The sequence below is a fragment of the Paraburkholderia sp. 32 genome (assembly GCF_050435345.1).
Classification (GTDB): Bacteria; Pseudomonadota; Gammaproteobacteria; order Burkholderiales; family Burkholderiaceae; genus Paraburkholderia; species Paraburkholderia tuberum.
Genome location: NZ_JBNDKD010000001.1, coordinates 3,256,598 through 3,270,990, shown reverse-complemented (window position 1 = coordinate 3,270,990; position 14,393 = coordinate 3,256,598). Strand labels below are relative to the sequence as shown.

Genomic DNA, 14,393 nt, shown 5'->3' with positions numbered 1-14,393 from the left:
GAGCTTGCATGAGCGAGACAACGGAAACCCAGGCAGGACAGCAAGGCGACTCGCGCTCCGGAGTGACCCGCCGCACTTTCCTCAAGGGCGCGGCGGCAGTAGCCGTAGTGGTGCCGGCAGTGGCGGCCACGCAATGCGCGCGCGTCGAATCGGCTGGGCCAGTGGAGGAGGCCAAAATGACCGCTGACATGGAGAAGTACCGCACGCTTGGCGGCTGGGTGGAAAGGCCGGGCGACATACAGCCGGAACTCGTGGGCGACACGAGTGCGGATGTGATCATCGTCGGCGCCGGGTTTGCCGGGCTGTCGGCTGCGCTGGAACTGGTCAGGCACGGAGCGAAAGTGATCGTGCTCGAGCGCGAGTTTGCCGGCTTTGGTGCAAGTGGACGCAACGCTGGCTATCTGGCCGGCGCACTCGCGCTCGAGTACGATCTTTTTCTCAAGGACATAGGCAACCAGAAAGGCAGGGAGATCGTTCGCTACTACGAGGAGGCAGTCCCCTTCGTGGAGGGAAAGCTCAAGGAGCACGAGATCGACTGCGACTATAACCAGACGGGCATTATCCGCGCGGGCATCGATCCCGCGCAGGAAGACAAGGTGCGCGAGGACATGCGAACCGGTGCCGAGCTGGGCTTTCAGTCGGAGTTTCTCGATCAGGCCGAGATGCGTGCGCGTGGCATTCCGCCTGCGTTCCTGTTTGGCAACTACGTGCCGCGCGGGGGCACGCTGCATCCCGGCAAGTACGTGATGGGGCTCAGGCGCGCGGCTCTGCGGGCAGGCGTGAAGATATACGAGAACACGCCGCTGCTGTCTTACACGGAAGGGCCGGTCATCATGGTGCAAACTCCGCGAGGCAGTGCGAGTGCCCCGACTCTGATGCTGGCCACCAACGCCTATACGCCGCAACTCGGCCTGCTTGCAGACAAGGTCGTGCCGTTACGGGTCTCGGCGATCGAGACCGAGCCGCTTTCCGACGCTCAGCGCAAGGCATTGGGTTGGCTGCGACGCGAAGGCATCGTGACGGCGCACTGGACCATGGAAAGCCATCGCCTGACCGTCAACAACACGCTCGTGGTGACGACCAAGCGCCTCCGTTATCCATACGGCTCCAAAACACCGAACGTACCCGACTATGATTCGTATCGCGACCTGCGCACGGCTCTGCATGACCGCTTCCCGACCCTCAAAGGCATCGCGCTGCGGGCATGCTGGAGCGGCTATATCAGCTTTGCCAATGACGCGCTGCCGGTCGTCGGGGCAACGGGCGCGCATCAGAACATTTTCTACAGCGCTGGGTGCTCCGGGCATGGCGTGGCCGCCCAGTCGATGGTGGGAAACATGATCGCCGGGCGGATTCGCGGCACCGAAAATCCGCTCCTTTCGGCGCTGGATCACAAGACGCCGTCGACACTGCCCGAGCCGTTGCGATGGTGCGTCATGAATGGGGCGCTGGGCGTGGTGAACGTGCTCGACGACCGTGTGAACGGCAAGGCGCGTGCCGCGCAAGCGCAGCGGGCGTAATGCGGTTAGCGCCACAGAATGCTTTCGGAGACCATGTCGCTCGAGGCCCCGTTTGGGGCATTCGGAGAGTCGCTTGATGTTTGACTACTGCGAATTGAGGTGATATTGGGCGAGGACGAACGCTGCATCACGCGCCCGCCATGAGGATGGATGTTCAACCTGGTGTAAGGTATAGTCATGTTTACCTAGAGAACGGTTCGTGTGACCGCGTTGCTTCGCTTCGGCGAGGCGTCATACTTCACTCAGGACGGAAAGCGATGACAGTGCCAAAAGAACCCAGCACCCGTAAGCGGCGCCCGTCGAGCGCAGCACCTTCCACGGGAACCGCACCCGACGGACTGCGGGCCCAGGGCATACGTACGCGCAATGCCATTATTCGTGTGGCGAGGAAGCTCCTGCTCGAGAATGGTCCCATGGACTTCTCGCTGCGTGCCGTTGCGCTGAAAGCGGGAATCAGTGTCAGCAACCTCCAATACTACTTCCCGACGCGGCCTGACGTCGTGCGGGCGGTGATGGCGCCGGTGATCGACACGTATCTCGATGTTCTGAAACAGGCGCTCCAGAACAATGCCTCGCCACGTGCGGCAATCGACGCCATTCTCGATCAGTCGTTGCGGGACGCGAAGGACTCGAAGAACATCCCGCTGTGGTGGCATTTCTTTTCGTTTGCGTCTACAGACCCCGAGTGTGCACAGATGCGAGACGAATGGTACGACACCTTGACAAGCGAATTTGCCCAGCTCATTCGCGCCGTGAATCCGGAGCGTGGGGCGGCCGAGAGTGCACATATCGCCATGTTGCTCATTTCAATGGTGGACGGAATGACACTCCATCTGGGCACCGCGCGCAGCAAGCGCGCATATATGCGAGGGTTCGAAGCGAAATTTCTTCAGGTCGCGCATGAGATGGTGTGGGGGAAGACTGTCGACGCCAAGGCGGCTTAGGGCAGGTCACGCCAGTTCTGGCCCCGGCAGCCACAGCTGCCATGGCAGTGTAGAAAGAGGACAGGGGAATACCCTGTCTTTTTTTTTCGGCTAGTGTTTTGTATTGTTACCTATGTTTGTCTTTGTGTTCTATAAGTGAAATGACCGGGTTGTCGGGCAGTCCGGTCGACATGCGTCCAGGAGAGGAGGAGTACCGAAATGATTCGACTGCACAAGTCCGTAGGGTTGCCGCTGGCAGGATTGACCGGTTTCGAAACGCCGATGAGCGAGGAGGAGCGTGCGATCCAGGACACGGTTCACCGTTTCGCACGCGATGTACTGAAGCCCGTCGGCCGCGAACTCGACCGCATGACGCCGGAGGAAGTGATCGCGCCCGGTTCGCCTTACTGGGCCGCCATGATGGAAAGCGCGAAACTGGGCCTCGATCCGCAGCTTCTCACGCAGCTTCCCCCAGACATGGCGGTGCGCATCGAATCGCTGATCGGCGAAGAGCTCGGCTGGGGTGATGCTGGGCTTGCCGTTTCGATCGGCGTGGCGCCCGCTCCGTTGATGATGGCGCAGTCGGTTGGCAATCAGGAGCTGATCGACATGTGCACCTGCAAGATCGGCTGCTGGATGAACACCCAGCCCGACCGCGGCTCCGATGCCGCGATTCTCTACCGCGACGAGATCAGCGCGGGCGGCAAGCAGCCGGTCGGCAACCTCACGGCGAAGGTGGGCACGGACGAGATCGTCATCAACGGGCAGAGTTCGGCGTGGATCTCGAACGGCTCGGTCGCGCAGGTGGCTCTTGCGTATATGGCTGCAGACTACGGTGACGGCTTCTACGGTACCGGCGAACATGGCATGTTCACCAACGGCGTGGGCATGATCATTCCGCTCGATCTGCCGGGTATCTCGCGCGGCAAGCCGCTCGACAAGATTGGCCAGCGCTCGCTGCCGCAGGGCGAGATCTACTTCGACAACGTGAAGGTGCCCAAGCGTTTCGCCGTTGCATTGCAGGACGATTATCTCGGCAATCTGGCCTCGACCTGGTCGTTCGCCGGTACGCACATGTGCCAGGTGTTCGTGGGTGTGGCCCGCGCGGCGTTCGAACTGGCACTGGCGTATTGCCACGAACGTAAGCAGGGCGGGGCGCTGTTGATCGATCACCAGATGACGCAATTGCGCGTGGGCGAGATGCTACGTCGGCTGGAGATGGCGCGGGCCATTGCGCGACGCAGCCTCGCGTTCTCGCGCCTGTCTCCGAAGAGCCATCCCTACGCGACGGCCCAGGCCAAAGTCAGCGTGACCGAGGAAGCGATGAAGATCACGCACGAGGCCTTCCAGCTCTTCGGCGGCAACGGCACCACCCGCGAATTCCCGATCGAGAAACTGTTCCGCGATGTGCGGTCCGCACTGATCGAAGATGGAGAGAACTACCACCTCACGTTGCGCCTCGGCGTGCTGGCAGGAAAGCTCTACCAGGGCGGGTGGACGAAGGAGTAAAGATGTCGTCGACCCGATGTCGCGGCGTGGCGTCAAGGTAATCGTGGCGGTCAACAAGGACGGAGAAGCGCCCATCTTCACCGTGGCTGATTACGGTCTCGTCGGCGACCTTTTCCAGGTGGTGCCGGAGTTGGTGTCGTTAATCTGAGCGCATAAAAGGCGGGATGTCGCGAGCAGGCTTCGAGATACAGGGGAATACTCGGTATTTTTTCTGTTTTGTTTGTGTGTATTATGACCTATCTTTGGTTGATTGTACTAACACAGATAAGCGGAGCAGCAGACTTCGCGGTTCCCAGCCAGGCGCGCGAATGAATGTGAAAGGATTCCGAATGATTCTGGCAGCAGGGTGTAGCGATCGGATATGGAGCCTGGAACCTGGCGCCTGAGCAGAGCGGCTTCGGTGAGCCACAAGGAGCGGGAACCTTCATCACGTAGACAGAGGCACTATGGCAAAAAAATCTTCCCCTGACGGCGCTGCGAACCTGCAGCGCAGGCAATGGCTCAAATATGCCAGTGCCTCGGCTGCTGTTGGCACGCTCGCCATGGGTGCCCGACAGTCGCATGCCGCGGTTACCAAGGCCGCGCAAGGCGCGGACGGCATTCTCGACGTCGCCATCATTGGAGCGGGGCTGGCCGGACTGACCGCCGCGCGAGACCTGCGTCAGGCGGGCTGCGAGTCCTTTCTGGTGCTGGAAGCCCGGGATCGTGTGGGGGGACGAACACTCAACTACAACATCCCCGGTGGCTTCGTTTCGGAAGTCGGCGGGCAATGGATGGGGCCCGGCCAGACCGCCGTCGCTGATCTCGCGCGTGAACTGGGCGTCGGGACGTTCCCAACCTACTACGACGGCAATACGGTCATTCTGGGCGGTGCGGGGCGTGTGACAGTCGATCTGAAGGGCACGTTCGGCACCGACGAGGCGGTCGGAGCAAGGCTCGGCAGGCTGTCACGCGACGTGCCTTGTGGTGCGCCGTGGACGTCCTCGAAGGTCGGCGAACTGGACAAGCTCTCGGTCGGCGATTGGCTGGCGAGGCAGGACATCAAGCCTGAAGACCAGGTGGCATGGAATGCCAGCAGCATTCTCTCGGGCGGCGCGGCGCCGGCGAAGATGGGGTTGCTGCATTTCCTTTCGATGATCAATTCGGCGGATTGCGATTATTCGCAGCTCGACAGCATCAAGCACAGCGCCCAGGAAACCCGCTTCGTCGGCGGCTCGCAAATCCTCAGCATCAAGATGGCCGAGCAACAGGGCGACAAGGTGCGACTGTCTACGCCGGTCCGCCAGATTTCCGGATGGGACGGCGACGTTGTCACCCTGCATACCGACCATGGAGAAGTGCGGGCACGGACCGTCGTCGTGGCCATCCATCCGGCTTTGTGTCATCAGGTGCAGTTCGATCCGCCTCTGCCCGACAAGCGCGCGGCCTTGCAGCGCGCATGGCCCGCGCATTCCCCTGCACGGAAGACGGCCATGGTCTATCGCCGCCCGTTCTGGCGCGACAAGGGCATGAACGGCAGCATCTTCCAGGTCAATGGCCCCATCCTCTGGGCCTTCGACAACTCCCCGCCCGCTGGGGAGATCGGGGTGATCAACGCGTTCGTCGAGAATGGGATGGTCCCCTCGGAGCGGGACGCGGCAATGGCCATGCACAAGCAACTCTACGCGCAGGCATGGGGCGACGATGCGCTGTCTCCCATCGCCTACCACGATCAGGACTGGAGCCGGGTCGATCCCTGGACCATTACCTGTATTTCCGCCATTCCGCCGGGCTTCTGGAGCGCCCACGGAGAAGCGCTGCACCCGTCGTGCGGCAAGCTGATCTGGTCGGGGACGGAGACGGCGAATATCTGGGCCGGCTACATGGATGGCGCCGTGCGCTCCGGTCATCATGGCGCGCTTCAGGCACTGAATGCCCTGCGTCGGGCGTAAGAGGGCAGCGATGAAAAAATACCTATTGATTGGCATTCCTTTGGTTATCGTCCTGCTGCTGGCCGTTTTCGGTTCTGATCTGCTAGGTCTCTACAGGCTTCAGGGCTATATCACTACTTCGACAGCAGCCTATCTCGCCGACGGCGGCCCCTGGCCGCACGTGACCGACACCTGCACTGTGTGTCACGGCGTCAAGGGCAATTCGCTTCATCAGGGCTATCCGAGCCTGGCGGGCCAACCGGCCCCCTACCTGGAAACCCAACTCCACAATTTCGCCGGTGAGGCGCGGCGCAATCCGAACATGGGACCTCTCGCGATGACGATGAGCGATCCGCAGATCAAATCCCTCGCTGAGTATTTCGCCGGTGCGACCCCTGTCGCGAATCGCTACTTCAAGCCGGATCAGCAACTGCGCGAGAAGGGACAGCACCTGGTGGCTGCGGGCAACTGTGTCGCATGTCACGGTTCCCAATTGATGGGCCACGAGCAGTTTCCGCGTTTGGCTGGTCAGGGATATGACTATCTGCTCGCGCAGTTCGACGAGTTCGCTTCCGGCACCCGAAGCGAACCCACCGGCGTAATGAAAAGCCTGTCGCAAGGATTTTCACCGGAAGACCGCAAGGCTATCGCGAGCTATCTGGCAAACCTCGATCCGAAGAAAAATTGACCAATCAGATGCAACCTGAGTTGGGAGTTTAGTCATGGACCTCAGATCTTTAGTTCTTATGCTCTCTAGTGCTTTGCTGGCATTGAGCTCATTTTTCTACGGCTGGAAGATCGTTAAGAAACGAAACTATCTTCTCGGGCTGGAGATGTGGATTGTCGGTATCTCCGCGACGAACGCCATCGGATTCTTTGCCACTGGCAATGCAGTTTCCTATGAGGTAGCGCACTTCTTCGATGCGTTCTCTCGCGGATTCGGCATGCCCATCATCGCCGTCGCGGGCATGATGGCGATTACGCATGGCTACAAGCCGTCAATTCGCCAGGACGTCGCGGCATTCGTCGCCTCGTTTGCGCTCACATTCGTCCTTGTGGGAGCGGATTTCATCGCTGACGTTTTGCCCTATTACTATCTGGCGATGTGGATCTGGCTGTCGATCTATCTCGCTTATTTCATCGTGCGATTGCTGAACGTCGGCGCGATGCTTGAGGCGCTGGGCGTGGCAGTGGCGCTGGTGACGTCGCTCGCGATTGCCGGCATCTACGATTTCTACAAGATTCCTGGTGAGGAAACCAACGTCGTGCTCAATTTTTACACGCTTGCGCTGTGCACGTGGGCCTACTTCATGCCGGCGATCTATTACAGCTACTGCGCCCTTGAGCGTGTTCGAAGCGGGAGCGTGGCTTCGAAGAACGCTACTCCCTACTGCAATTGAATGAAGAACGTTGCTGTTGCCGCGGTCCGCGACAATCGGGAGTTATGCGCGGGCGGCGCTGAAGGTTTTATCCTGGAGACTATGATGAATCAGACCTCGCGCAAGGTAATGCGCTTTACGGCTTGGAGTGCCATCATCGGCGGCATTCTAGCGTATGCGAATGTTGGATTGTCTGTCGCGGTGACGGGCCCGGATGCGGACATGGTGCTGCATGGTGCATCGATGCTGGCATTGCCACCGGATATCCGCGACCTGTTCCGCTGGTGCATGGTTGCCGACACGCTTGGCTTCTACCTGCCGTTCCTCGTCATCGGCGGATACTTCGTGCACGTATTTCGTGAGGAGTTGGGCGCGCTCGGCAACATGGTGGCAATGGCAGTCGTGCTGTATGTCATGGTGGGCGTGACAGGCGCAGTTATGCAGTTTGCAATCCTTCACCCGCTGGCACATCTGTATGCGGGCGGGGACGATGCTACGAGAGGCGCAGCGGCGGCAGTATGGACCGCGATAGCCAATGGGACGCAAAACGGGCTCTGGTGGATCGAAGGCCCCCTCGTGCTTTTCTGGACGTTGATTGCGGCCAAACTGCTCAAGAACGCGGGCTGGAAGGGAGCGATTCTGTTGAAGATCGTCGGCTGGGCTTTCGGCTTGTTTTTCGTGTTCGGCTTTTTTCCGGATCTCGACGCACTTTCGAATGCCAGTGAAATGGTCGTCGTGCTGGTTCTGCCGCTGTGGATGTTGTTGTTCGGCTGGCAGTTGCTCCGCCGCGCACGGACGTTACCGGCACGCTTGCATGGCGTTGGCGCAACCACCTAAGACATTGCTCGGGTTCAGCCCAGAGCGACGCCAAAGCATTTCCCAGCGATGTAAGCAATCCCGATAGTCGTGAACTCGCTTATCCCGCCGTTCTTATCGCGATATGGCCCAAAACGTACTTTTTTTGGGTCTTCGCGGAAAAGAGTGATGAAAAATCTCCATTTTTCAGATTCGAGGCAGCATGCAAGTGAGGATCTTCAGGCGCAGATACTGCTCATCTCGCAATCCGTACGCGCGTCGTTGGATGACCCGAATCTTGTTATTGAGTCCCTCAACGAAGCCGAGCGGCACCTTGTTTTCTGGCTTGCAATAGGAAGCAATCCCCTCCCAATGACGCTCGACCATCGCGGCAAACTTCTCATAGGGCTTCAAACGCTGCCACCTCAGGCTGGATTTCCAGTTCTCGAAGAAGCGACGTGCCCAGCCTTCGCGCTCGTAGTCCCACAACTGCCCGAACGACTCCTTGAGCAGGTACGCGGTATTCAGCCGTCGGTTCGCTGCGAGAAGCGTCTTCAACGAGTTCCTGCCTTCCATCGACAGGTTTTCGCGATGACTAAGCAGAACGTACTTCTGGCCTTTGATGTAGCGCCGCTGCTCGCCTTGCAGGCGAGCGTATTCGCTCTTGCGCACTTCATCCAGGGCTTCGTTGAGCTGCTTTATGACGTGGAATTTGTCGTACAGGATGGCCGCATGCGGCACGCGTTCCTGCGCGACGTTGTAAAACGGCCGCCACATGTCCATCACGACAAGCCGGATGCCGCGGGCCTTTTTCTCGCCCAGCCAGTCATAGAACTGATGCATGCTGGCCTCCTTTCGATCTTCGCCACCGAACCAGATCGCACGGCCCCGTATCAGGTCGCTCACAACAATGCGGTACGTCTGTCCCCTGCCAATCGAAATCTCGTCGATGCCGATGACCTTCGGCCCAGGCGTGCCGAACCGCTCCAGTTGCGCCCGCATGTACTGCATCTCGAGGTCCTTGACCGTGTGCCAGTGCAATCGCAGTTCGTCGGCCACGTCCTTGATCGTGCTCTCGCGACAGCGACGACCGACGTACCACGCGAAGCGCTTCGTGTAGTGAGGGTTGTCCGCCAGAAAGCTCAGTCGTTCGCCTTTCACGCTGCCATCGCATCGACAGCGGACCCGACGAGCTTCGAGTTCCAGGTAAATCCGTACGTCGCCGTTCGGCAGATCTCGAACGCGACGCACCGTGCGATCGTGGATCGAGCACCGTCGACCACATCCCTTGCAGGCCGTTTTTTTGAGCGCCGAACCAGCGTGACTACGCGTGCCATGCGATCACCGAAGACACCGCGCAGCGCTTCGCAAGGACGGAATCCGTCGAACCGGTATGCGTCAGAAAGACGCTTGAGTTTGCGTGAAGTAGCCATCGCGAAATCATGCCCGATTTCGCGAGGCCATCAAGACGCGCGAACCCTTACCCAGATTGGCTCTCCGACGTTTTCATCATGAAAAACCATCACACTTTTCCGCGAAGATCCCTTTTTTTCAACTCTCAAACACATCTCAACACTGGATTAGATATGACTACCCTGATCGTGAGCTACCCGAGCACAGAAGGCGGGAGGTTTGACCGCGAGTATTACCTTTCGGTCCATGCTCCGCTTGTCCTCTCGGCGTGGGGTGAGTTCGGTCTGCAATCGGCCGAGGTCCTGTTTCCATCACCAGCGCCGCAACCCTTCGCATGCGTAGCGATACTACGTTTCAGCGATCAGATCGGGATCGATATGGCCCTTTCCTCCGCCAAAGCCGCCGAAGTGATCGGCGACGTGAAAAACTTCACCGATATCACACCGACGATTTTCCACGCGGACGACTGACGGATCGCGCAGCGGCCTGACTTCGCTATTGCCGCCTGGGCTGCATCGCACCACTGTGCTTTCTGTCGTCTGAAGGGGTGGTCGACTCGCTCAACTGCATCCAGCAAGGTGTGCTTCAGTGTCCCTCGGTTTTCTCGACGGCGTGGGCGCCCAGCCTGACGTCGTCGATCGATACCTCGAAGGTGCGAGCATCTCGCGCGCGTTATTGACCGAACCGGGCGCGCGCGTGACGCAGGCGCAGTTCGCGACGCTGTACCGGGCACTGGCGATCGAATTCGACGACGAAATGCCGGGCATCTTCACGCGGCCATTACGCAACGGCACCCTGAAATTCCTGTGCCTGAGTCTCCTCGACGCGCCCAACCTGGAAACCGCGATGCATCGGTTCGGCCAGTTCATGCATATCGTGCTCGATGACTTCCGGTTCGAGACACGGCGCAGTGCTTTGGTGGCTGATGTCGCGCTCGGACAGGGCGCCGCGGCCGTCAGCGTCCTTGGTCAGGAACTGATGCTGAAACTCGCGCACGGCGTGGCGTCCTGGCTCGTCGGCCAGAAGGTTCCGCTGCTGCAAGTCCGCTTTGCGTTTCCGCGTCCACCGCATGATATCGGCTTCGATGATCCGACCGCCTTCCATCGGGCCTTTCGGCACTGGACGGGCAGCACACCAGGCGCGTACCGCCGCGGCACCTGATTCCATTGACAACACCGGGCCTTCACGAGGGGCCGGTGTTGTCGCGCATCGGCCGTGAAAAACGCGCCGCGCCACGGCTACACGACCGGATTGCTCGTATTCCGTGGCCAACTTTGTCAATAGATGGTCCGGTTCGGTCAGCCGGATTCGCCATGTTCGAGGCTACGATGTCCGTCAATCGTTGCCGTGCAGGACCTGGCGTTCCAGTGTCATGGCACCCCTTTAAATTCCACCATTGGGAAGACACAGGATGAGCTATTCCGCGCCCGTCAAGGACATGCTGTTCGCCATGAATGAACTTGCAGGTCTCGAACACGTGTCGACGCTGCCCGGCTTCGAGGACGCGACAGTTGAAACTGCGCAGGCAGTCCTCGAAGAAGCCGCCCGCTTTAATGCGGACGTGCTGGCGCCACTGAATGTCGAAGGAGACAGGAACCCGAGCAGCTGGACGGATGGGGCGGTCACCGCCTCGCCAGGCTTCAAGGAAGCATTTCAGCAGTTCGCCGAGGGCGGCTGGCAGGGTGTCGTTCACCCCATCGAATATGGCGGCCAAGGGTTGCCGAAACTGCTTGCCACACCGTGCATCGAAATGCTGAATGCCGCGAACCTGTCGCTTGCGCTGTGTCCGTTGTTGACCGACGGCGCGATCGAGGCGCTATTGACCGCGGGCAGCGAGGAGCAGAAGCAACGCTACGTGCCGAAGCTGATCTCTGGCGAGTGGACCGGTACGATGAACCTCACTGAACCGCAGGCCGGTTCCGATCTCGCGCTCGTGCGCACACGCGCTGAACCCTGCAACGACGGCACATACCGCATTTTCGGAACGAAGATCTTCATCACCTGGGGCGAGCACGATATGGCGGGGAACATCGTGCACCTTGTGCTCGCGCGGATACCGGGCGCGCCGCAAGGTGTGAGGGGTATTTCGCTCTTTATCGTCCCGAAGTTCATGATCAACGACGACGGCACGCTTGGCGCGCGCAACGACGTGCAGTGTGTGTCGATCGAACACAAGCTGGGCATCAAGGCGAGCCCCACGGCGGTGTTGCAATTTGGTGATCACGGAGGCGCAATCGGTTACCTGATCGGCGAGGCCAACCGCGGGCTCGAGTACATGTTCATCATGATGAACGCGGCGCGCTTCGGTGTCGGCGTGCAGGGCATCGCTGTTGCCGATCGCGCGTACCAGAAAGCCGTTGCCTATGCGAAGGAGCGCGTGCAGAGCCGGCCGGTTGACGGTTCGGCTAAACAGTCAGTGGCGGTTATTCAGCATCCCGACGTGCGCCGCATGCTCGCGACGATGCGCGCGTTGACGGAAGGAGCCCGTGCGCTCGCCTACGTCGCTGCTGCCCACAGCGACATCGCGCATCGTCACGCCGACGAGCCGGTGCGAGCCGACCATCAGGCGATCTACGAATATCTGGTGCCAGTCGTGAAGGGTTGGAGTACGGAGCTGTCGATCGACGTCGCGAGCCTGGGCGTACAGGTGCATGGCGGGATGGGTTTCATCGAAGAGACTGGCGCCGCGCAGTACTACCGCGACGCACGCATTCTGACGATCTACGAAGGTACGACCGCGATCCAGGCGAACGACCTGGTCGGACGCAAGACGCTCCGCGACGGCGGTGCAGTCGCCAAGGTGTTGATCGAGCAGATTGACGAAACGCTTGCGGCGTTGTTGGAGCATGCCTCGTACGAGTCCAGCCCAGCGTTCCAGGTGCTTTACCGTCATCTTGCGGCGGGTCGCGTTGCGCTGGCGAACGTCGTCGAGTTTGTGCTCGCCCGAGCCCAGCAGGAACCGAACGTGGTGTTTGCCGGCAGTGTGTCGTATCTGAAGCTGGCCGGCATCGTGCTGGCTGGCTGGCAGTTCGCCCGGGCGCTACTGGTGGCCACGGAGAAGCGCAGCGACGATCCGTCGTTCTACGACGCGAAGATCGCGACGGCACACTGTTTCGCGACGCAGGTCCTGCCGCAGGCACTCGCGTTGGAAGCGGCCATCGTCGGCGCGCAGGATGACGTGGGCGTGCTGGCGCTGACGGAAGACCAGTTCTGATGCAAGGGGGGATCATGACTGAAGCTCGCCTCATCGAGCAATACGGTCCACGCGAGTCGATGGAATACGACGTCGTGATCGTCGGCGGCGGCCCGGCTGGGCTGTCCGCGGCGATCCGGCTAAAGCAGCTGGCCGCGGAGAAGGGCGTCGAGCTTGGCGTGTGCGTACTGGAAAAAGGCTCGGAGATCGGGGCGCATATCCTCTCGGGCGCGGTGATGGACCCGCGTGCGATCACCGAGCTGATTCCCGACTGGAAGGAAAAAGGCGCGCCGCTGACGGTGGACGTGACCGACGACAGATTCCTGTTCCTGACGGAAACCGGTTCGAAGAGCGTGCCGACCTGGGCGCTGCCGGACAATTTCAAGAATCACGGCAACTACGTGATCAGCCTCGCGAATGTGACGCGCTGGCTGGGTCAGCAGGCTGAGGCGTTGGGTGTCGAGATCTTCCCGGGCTTTCCGGCTGCCGAGATTCTGTACAACGACGATGGTTCGGTCAAAGGCGTCGCGACCGGCAATCTGGGCATCGGCAAGGACGGCGAACCGACCGGGAACTTCCAGCTCGGCATGGAGCTGCACGCGAAGTACACGCTGTTCTGCGAAGGCGCGCGCGGCCACCTCGGCCGCCAGCTGAACGAGAAGTTCAAGCTGCGCGACGGCGTCGATCCGCAGGTCTACGGCATCGGTATCAAGGAGCTGTGGGAGATCGATCCCGCCAGGCACAAGCCGGGTCTGGTGATGCACACGGCCGGCTGGCCGCTCGAAAACGACACCTACGGCGGCTCGTTCCTCTACCACATGGACAACAACCAGGTCGTGGTCGGCTTCGTGGTCGGCCTCGGCTATTCGAATCCGTATCTGTCGCCGTTCGAGGAATTCCAGCGCTACAAGACGCATCCGGCGATCCGCGCGATTCTCGAAGGCGGCAAGCGCGTGTCCTACGGCGCGCGCGCGATCACCGCGGGTGGCCTGCTGTCGCTGCCGAAGCTGGTGTTCCCGGGTGGCGCGCTGGTGGGCGACGATGCGGGTTTCCTGAACGCATCGCGGATCAAGGGCTCGCATGCGGCGATCAAGACCGGCATGCTGGCGGCTGAGGCTGCTTTTGAAGCCGTGCAGGCAGGCCGCACCAGCGATGAACTGACGGCCTATCCGGAGTCGTTCAAGACCTCGTGGCTTCACACGGAATTGCATCGTGCGCGCAACTTCAAGCAGTGGATGAGCAAGGGCCTGTACCTCGGCACGCTGATGGTCGGCATCGAGCAGAAGCTGCTGGGCGGCAATGTGCCGTGGACACTGCATCACCAGCATTCCGATCACGAGATGCTGAAGCCGGCTTCGCAGTGCAAGCCGATCACGTATCCGAAGCCGGACGGCAAGCTGACGTTCGATCGGCTCTCCTCGGTGTTCATCTCGAACACGAATCACGAGGAAAATCAGCCGGCTCACCTGACGCTGAAAGACTCTTCAGTGCCGGTGAATGTGAACTGGCAGACCTATGCCGGCCCTGAGTCACGCTACTGTCCGGCTGCCGTCTACGAGTTCGTCAGGAACGACGACGGCAGCGAACGCCTCATGATCAACGCGCAGAACTGCGTGCATTGCAAGACGTGCGATATCAAGGACCCGACGCAGAACATCGTGTGGGTGACGCCTGAAGGCGGCGGCGGTCCGAATTATCCGAATATGTGATCGGCCGACAGGGCTTCGTTTCAAGAAGGGCACAGCAACCAA

The 14,393-nt window shown here is 60.5% G+C and carries 11 protein-coding genes and 2 pseudogenes; 12 read left to right on the top strand and 1 reads right to left on the bottom strand.

Annotation, left to right across the window (positions count from 1 at the left end; genetic code table 11):
* Positions 1-8: 8 nt before the first annotated feature.
* The 8 genes and pseudogenes from OKW26_RS15090 (at position 9) to OKW26_RS15055 (ending at position 8,078) form a co-directional block, all read left to right on the top strand.
* Entirely contained in the window at positions 9-1,520 is a 1,512-nt protein-coding gene (locus tag OKW26_RS15090; RefSeq protein WP_429354117.1) for an FAD-dependent oxidoreductase, read from the top strand.
* Between the two features lie 380 nt (positions 1,521-1,900).
* Complete coding sequence (locus OKW26_RS15085) at positions 1,901-2,464, top strand: TetR/AcrR family transcriptional regulator (RefSeq protein ID WP_429354247.1); 564 nt, start codon at positions 1,901-1,903, stop codon at positions 2,462-2,464.
* A gap of 198 nt (positions 2,465-2,662) precedes the next feature.
* Complete coding sequence (locus OKW26_RS15080) at positions 2,663-3,952, top strand: acyl-CoA dehydrogenase family protein (protein WP_429354116.1); 1,290 nt, start codon at positions 2,663-2,665, stop codon at positions 3,950-3,952.
* A 34-nt stretch (positions 3,953-3,986) separates the two neighbouring features.
* Positions 3,987-4,100, top strand: a pseudogene (locus tag OKW26_RS15075) (electron transfer flavoprotein subunit alpha/FixB family protein); the annotation flags it as partial.
* 298 nt (positions 4,101-4,398) lie between these two features.
* Entirely contained in the window at positions 4,399-5,883 is a 1,485-nt protein-coding gene (locus OKW26_RS15070; RefSeq protein WP_429354115.1) for an FAD-dependent oxidoreductase, read from the top strand.
* Positions 5,884-5,893: 10 nt separating this feature from the next.
* On the top strand, positions 5,894-6,550 hold the full coding sequence (locus OKW26_RS15065) for a c-type cytochrome (protein ID WP_429354114.1): 657 nt from the start codon (positions 5,894-5,896) through the stop codon (positions 6,548-6,550).
* A gap of 34 nt (positions 6,551-6,584) precedes the next feature.
* Entirely contained in the window at positions 6,585-7,262 is a 678-nt protein-coding gene (locus OKW26_RS15060) for a hypothetical protein (protein ID WP_429354113.1), read from the top strand.
* An 84-nt stretch (positions 7,263-7,346) separates the two neighbouring features.
* Positions 7,347-8,078 carry a hypothetical protein gene (locus OKW26_RS15055; protein WP_429354112.1) on the top strand — a complete coding sequence of 244 codons (732 nt, stop codon included), beginning with the start codon at positions 7,347-7,349 and terminating at the stop codon, positions 8,076-8,078.
* Positions 8,079-8,243: 165 nt separating this feature from the next.
* Here the strand turns inward: OKW26_RS15055 and OKW26_RS15050 are convergent.
* Positions 8,244-9,335 (bottom strand): annotated as a pseudogene (locus OKW26_RS15050) (ISL3 family transposase); the annotation flags it as partial.
* A gap of 287 nt (positions 9,336-9,622) precedes the next feature.
* Here OKW26_RS15050 and OKW26_RS15045 point away from each other — a divergent pair.
* The 4 genes from OKW26_RS15045 (at position 9,623) to OKW26_RS15030 (ending at position 14,351) form a co-directional block, all read left to right on the top strand.
* Positions 9,623-9,919 carry an EthD family reductase gene (locus OKW26_RS15045; RefSeq protein WP_429354111.1) on the top strand — a complete coding sequence of 99 codons (297 nt, stop codon included), beginning with the start codon at positions 9,623-9,625 and terminating at the stop codon, positions 9,917-9,919.
* A gap of 94 nt (positions 9,920-10,013) precedes the next feature.
* The gene (locus OKW26_RS15040) at positions 10,014-10,610 is read left to right on the top strand and encodes an AraC family transcriptional regulator ligand-binding domain-containing protein (RefSeq protein ID WP_429354246.1); all 597 of its coding nucleotides are present in this window, start codon (positions 10,014-10,016) and stop codon (positions 10,608-10,610) included.
* A gap of 250 nt (positions 10,611-10,860) precedes the next feature.
* Positions 10,861-12,663 carry an acyl-CoA dehydrogenase gene (locus OKW26_RS15035; protein WP_429354110.1) on the top strand — a complete coding sequence of 601 codons (1,803 nt, stop codon included), beginning with the start codon at positions 10,861-10,863 and terminating at the stop codon, positions 12,661-12,663.
* The gene (locus OKW26_RS15030) at positions 12,663-14,351 is read left to right on the top strand and encodes an electron transfer flavoprotein-ubiquinone oxidoreductase (protein WP_429354109.1); all 1,689 of its coding nucleotides are present in this window, start codon (positions 12,663-12,665) and stop codon (positions 14,349-14,351) included. Before OKW26_RS15035 ends, OKW26_RS15030 begins: the two co-directional genes overlap by 1 nt.
* The last annotated feature ends 42 nt before the right edge of the window (positions 14,352-14,393 follow it).

What these genes read in the sequence shown, in the direction of transcription:
- OKW26_RS15090 (WP_429354117.1), top strand. Translation starts at nt 9, where the DNA reads ATGAGCGAGACAACGGAAACCCAGGCAGGACAGCAAGGCGACTCGCGC.
- OKW26_RS15080 (WP_429354116.1), top strand. Translation starts at nt 2,663, where the DNA reads ATGATTCGACTGCACAAGTCCGTAGGGTTGCCGCTGGCAGGATTGACC.
- OKW26_RS15070 (WP_429354115.1), top strand. Translation starts at nt 4,399, where the DNA reads ATGGCAAAAAAATCTTCCCCTGACGGCGCTGCGAACCTGCAGCGCAGG.
- OKW26_RS15065 (WP_429354114.1), top strand. Translation starts at nt 5,894, where the DNA reads ATGAAAAAATACCTATTGATTGGCATTCCTTTGGTTATCGTCCTGCTG.
- OKW26_RS15060 (WP_429354113.1), top strand. Translation starts at nt 6,585, where the DNA reads ATGGACCTCAGATCTTTAGTTCTTATGCTCTCTAGTGCTTTGCTGGCA.
- OKW26_RS15055 (WP_429354112.1), top strand. Translation starts at nt 7,347, where the DNA reads ATGAATCAGACCTCGCGCAAGGTAATGCGCTTTACGGCTTGGAGTGCC.
- OKW26_RS15045 (WP_429354111.1), top strand. Translation starts at nt 9,623, where the DNA reads ATGACTACCCTGATCGTGAGCTACCCGAGCACAGAAGGCGGGAGGTTT.
- OKW26_RS15035 (WP_429354110.1), top strand. Translation starts at nt 10,861, where the DNA reads ATGAGCTATTCCGCGCCCGTCAAGGACATGCTGTTCGCCATGAATGAA.
- OKW26_RS15030 (WP_429354109.1), top strand. Translation starts at nt 12,663, where the DNA reads ATGCAAGGGGGGATCATGACTGAAGCTCGCCTCATCGAGCAATACGGT.